Genomic DNA, 4,521 nt, shown 5'->3' with positions numbered 1-4,521 from the left:
ACACTGGCCGTCACCGAAGCGGCAGTCGTCCGGGCCGTGCTCATCCACGCCCTGGCCATACCGGTGAGAGCCTTCTGGCACCTGGCCGTGCCGCCGCTGTCCGCCGTGATCCTGACCCGGCGGCGTGGCTACTGGGACGTCCAGCTCGACTACCGCACTCCGCCGGAGGCCCGGCGATGGCTCCTCTCGCAGGCATCCCTGCCGGTGCCCACCGAGCGTGATCAGCCCACGCTGGCCCACCCGCGAGGCGGGAGACGATCGGTCTCGCAGCGGGAGACCATCTTCGTCAGATGCGGGTAGGCCGCTGACCAGCGGACTCCGTCGCCGGCACCCGCCTCGGGACGTGGCCGGAAAGCGCGGTGCCGACCGTGGATGTCGGTGGATGGGAGGCGGGCCTTACGCTGGCCGGGCGCCGACGGCGGACGGGAGGAGGTCCCCACGCCGGCCGGGCGCTGACGGCGGGCGAGGGAGGCGCGCATGGGCGGGGCGGCACCCCCCGGGACGGTTCTGGTCGTGGACGACGACGCGGCCATCCGGCGATCTCTGGAGCGCGGGCTGCGGCTGAGCGGTTTCGAGGTGCGCACCGCGCCCGACGGGCTCGGCGCCCTCACCGCCATCGCGGACGGCCCGCCCGATGTGCTGGTGCTCGATGTGTCGATGCCCGGCATGAGTGGGATCGAGGTGTGCGCGCGGCTGCGCGCCGACGGCCGGGACCTGCCGGTACTCATGCTCTCCGCGCTCGACGAGACCGCCGACCGGATAGCCGGCCTGCAGGCCGGCGGCGACGACTACCTGGTCAAGCCGTTCGCCCTGCAGGAACTGGTACTGCGGCTGCGCGCTCTGCTGCGCCGACGGCCGCCCGTCGCCCAGGACCGCGTGCTGCGGGTGGCGGACCTGCTGATCGACCCCGCCGCCCGTACCGCCCGACGCGGCGGACGGCCTGTGGACCTCACCCGGCGCGAGTTCGAGCTGCTGGAGGTGCTTGCCCGGAACGCCGGGCTCGTCCTCACCCGTGACCAGCTGCTGGAGCGGGTGTGGGGGTACGACTTCGACGTGCGCAGCGACGCCGTGGACACCTTCGTCAGCTATCTGCGGCGCAAGCTCGAGACCGACGGCGCACCGCGGCTGATCCAGACCGTCCGCGGAGTCGGCTTCGTGCTGCGGGAGGAGCCGTGAGGCTGTCGACCCGGATCGGACTGGCGGTCGGCTGCACCGTCCCGCTGCTGGTACTGGCCTCCGGATGGCTGCTGCTCCAGCTCGTCGCCCGTGATCTGCACCGAGCCGAGGACGACCATCTGCGGGAACGGGCGGCGGCCGTCGTACCGGACGCCCGGGCACTGCTGCGGGCCGGGGCGGCCGGTCGGCCCAAGGCGGCGGACACCCGCGAACGCGCCCTCTACAGCGCGGCGCTCGACGTGGGGGTGAGGATGGTGGGGCCGGACGGTTCCTTCAGCGGCGGCCCGCAGCCGGGCTCCGGCGTACGGCTGCCCGCGCGTACCGGCGTCCCGGTCACCGTGCGTGCCGACGGTGACAGCTGGCGGGTGCTGGGCCGTCCGGTGCGCACGCCCCTTGCCTCAGGAACCCTGTGGGTGTTCGCGCCGGACACCGCCGACCGCGGCCAGCTGCGGCTGGTCAGGCGCCGGGTGCTGGTCACCACACTGCTCGCGGCCCCCCTGTCCGGCCTTCTGGCCTGGGGAATGTCCGCGGGTGCCGCTGCGCCGTTGCGGCGTCTGACCCGCCGTACCGCCGGACTCGACCCACGCACCGACCGTGCCCGCCCGCCCCTGGAGCCGACCGGTGTCACCGAGGCCGACGAGCTGGCCGCCACCGTTCGTACCGTCCTTGCCCGCTACGACGAGCAGGCCGCGCGCACCGCCGAGGCCCTCGACACGGCTCGTTCCTTCTCGTCGGCCGCCGCCCACGAACTGCGCACTCCGTTGATGAGCATGGGCACCAACCTGGACATCCTGGCCGAACACCCGGGGCTGGCCGAGGAGGACCGCGCTGAGGTCGTCACGGATCTGCGCCGTGAGCACGGCCGGCTGCAGGGCCTGCTGGTGATGCTGCGCGACCTGGGGCGCGGCGACCTCGTGGAGGCGGAGGCGTTCCGCAGCGCCGATCTGACCGAGATCGCCGAGGCGGCCGTCGCCGAGGCCCGGCGTCGTGCGCCCGGCGCACTGATCGTGCTGGACGCTCCGGCGGGGATCACCGTGCCCGGCTGGGAACCGGGACTGCGGCTGCTTCTGGACAATCTGCTGGCCAACGCCGTGGCGCACGGAGCCGATGCGCAGGGGCAGTTGAGCGTGACGGTGGGGATGCGCCACGTGGGGGAGTGGATCGTACTCACGGTGGACGACGGCGGCCCGGGAGTGCCGGAGCGCGACCGGGAGCGGATCTTCGAGCGGTTCCGGCGTGGCGCGGCCAGCGCCGGTTCCGGGCTCGGTCTCACCCTCGTGGCCCAGCAGGCGGCGCTGCACCGTGGCACGGTGACGGTCGGCCGGGCGCCTGGCGGCACAGGGGCGCGCTTCGAGGTGCGGCTGCCGGCCGGGGAGGGTGAACTGCCCGGCCGCCGGGACTGGTTGATCACGACTGCCGGGACATACCGGTCACAGGAATTCCCCAAAGAGGGCTCCTAGCGTGCCGTGGGACGGGCGGACGAGCGGTCCGTCCGGGAACGGAGGCATGTGATGGACATCCGGCGAAGGCGGCGTACCCTGCTGGCCGGGCTCGCCACGGCCGCGCTGTTGGCAGGCGGTACGGGCGCCGCCGCGGCCGACAGCTCCCCGGCACCGGGACCGACCGGCGACGGGGCCAGGGCGCTGTGCAAGCGGGTGCCGAAGATCGACCGTCGGATCGAACGGGCACTGAAGCGGTTGGACGCCGGTGTGGGCACCCGGGGTTCGGTGGCCCGGCTGGAGCTCCGCGTGGACAACGCCAAGAAGGCCGGCCATACCGAGATCGCCACGTTTCTGGAGAACCGGCTGAAGACCCGCAAGGCCCTCGTGCCGGTGCTCAAGCAGCGGCAGCAGGACCTCACCGAGGTCAGGACATGGTGCAAGGACAACGACGGCGGCAAGGCGGCGAGTTGATGCGCGCGCGGACCGTGGCGGTGCAGGCGGTGCTGCTGGCCGCCCTGGCCGTCGGCTGCTCCGGTCACGAAGGGGCGTCCTCGAAGGCTCCGGGTGCCGCCCCGTCGGGCTACTCGCAGATGCAGCAGAAGGTGAACGCTGCCGAGTCGGCCGCCGCCGCGGCCGACCGGGACGCCGCCTCGAACGCGGACCGCTGACCCGAGGGGGAGACGACGGAGCACCGGGTGGGCGCCCCGAGGGGTCGCCGCCCGGTGCTCCGCTGCCCACCGGTCGGGGAACGCCACGGCGGACCCGTCTCCCGCGTGAGCGCTCCGCCGGCTGTGGCAGGATGCCTCGCCCCCACGCACGTCGGACTGTGAGCGACATGCCCGGGACTTGGCCGCCCGGCAGCCGGACCACGCTGTTCGGTCATGCATTTCGGCCGGATCCACGCCCCGGTACTCCGCCGATCCGGCCGCCGTGCCGAGCGCATTGAGCGAAGACTTCCACGTCGCCCACGTACCGACCCACCACAACGCACACGTAGCCGCCGTCCGGACGGCCTGGAGGCCCTGTACCGGCTCGTGGAGGACCGACCACCCTCCGGTCCTGCTGCTGCGACGAGCCGTCGACGGCGGGCGACCGCACTTCGCAAGCCGTTGCGGCGTTCGGAATCGACACCGTGTCGCTTCGGCACCACCCGCACCCGGGCACGGTGCTGGGAGCGCACGTCCGACGCCTCGAGAACCCCGGGCCGGCCGACTTCTCGGCGAGGCGGACCGGTGCGACGCAGCGCGCGGCGGACTGGCGGCCGGGGACAGCCGGCTCACATGGCCGGCCGACGCCGTGGCACCGGAACTCGGCCGGAGGGCCTTCCTCGACCATCGGCCCGGCGCGGACGAGTGGTTCGAGCCGGGCGGTGACACGCCAGGGCGCCGCTCGAGTGCCGGCGCCGTTCACCAGGGGTATCGGTGCGAGGCAAGTGGCGCGATTCCGTGTACCGCCGTGGCCGCACAGCCTTGCCGTCAGCTAGCGTACCGACTGGCCGGTACGTCAGATCCGCTTGGCGCGCCGCACCCCACCCGTCCCTGGTACCGGAGAGAGCCGCCCATGACGCAGGACCACGACCAACTGGAGTTCGCGCACGCCACCTGGAAGACGATGGAGCCGTACCACGGCGCCATCTACTTCTCGCCCGAGGCGCAGGCCCAGTACGCCGCGCTGGGCGCCGACGCCAAAGCAGGGTATTTCGGCTCCCGCGCGGCCGCGCTCGGCGCGGCCCCGGCGGAACTCGTGGTGGCCACGTTCTACAACTTCAACCCCGGACTGGTGCATCAGGTCGTGCCCGCCGTGTGGGAAACGGCGTCACCGGAGCGTTTCCTCGAGGCCCGGCTCCACGGCATGGACGCGACGCTGCGCCGCGTCCTCGGCGAGGACGTCACCTCTCCCGAGG

General features: G+C 73.3%; 4 protein-coding genes and 2 pseudogenes. All 6 read left to right on the top strand.

Annotated elements, in window-relative coordinates:
• Positions 1-300, top strand: a pseudogene (locus ACFW2E_RS42100) (hypothetical protein); the annotation flags it as partial.
• 177 nt (positions 301-477) lie between these two features.
• A complete protein-coding gene (locus ACFW2E_RS42095) occupies positions 478-1,176 on the top strand; it encodes a response regulator transcription factor (RefSeq protein WP_384476029.1) in 699 nt (232 codons plus the stop codon).
• Entirely contained in the window at positions 1,173-2,636 is a 1,464-nt protein-coding gene (locus ACFW2E_RS42090; RefSeq protein WP_384476026.1) for an ATP-binding protein, read from the top strand. The genes ACFW2E_RS42095 and ACFW2E_RS42090 overlap by 4 nt, the downstream gene beginning before the upstream one ends.
• 51 nt (positions 2,637-2,687) lie before the next feature.
• A complete protein-coding gene (locus tag ACFW2E_RS42085; protein ID WP_384476023.1) occupies positions 2,688-3,089 on the top strand; it encodes a hypothetical protein in 402 nt (133 codons plus the stop codon).
• Positions 3,089-3,286, top strand: coding sequence for a hypothetical protein (locus ACFW2E_RS42080; protein ID WP_384476020.1), 198 nt, complete (start codon positions 3,089-3,091; stop codon positions 3,284-3,286). The genes ACFW2E_RS42085 and ACFW2E_RS42080 overlap by 1 nt, the downstream gene beginning before the upstream one ends.
• Before the next feature lie 892 nt (positions 3,287-4,178).
• Positions 4,179-4,521: pseudogene (locus ACFW2E_RS42075) on the top strand (hypothetical protein); the annotation flags it as partial.

This window comes from Streptomyces sp. NPDC058964 (assembly GCF_042741275.1).
Classification (GTDB): Bacteria; Actinomycetota; Actinomycetes; order Streptomycetales; family Streptomycetaceae; genus Streptomyces.
Note: the sequence above shows the minus strand (reverse complement) of the source record. Positions and strands in the feature narration are given on the sequence as shown.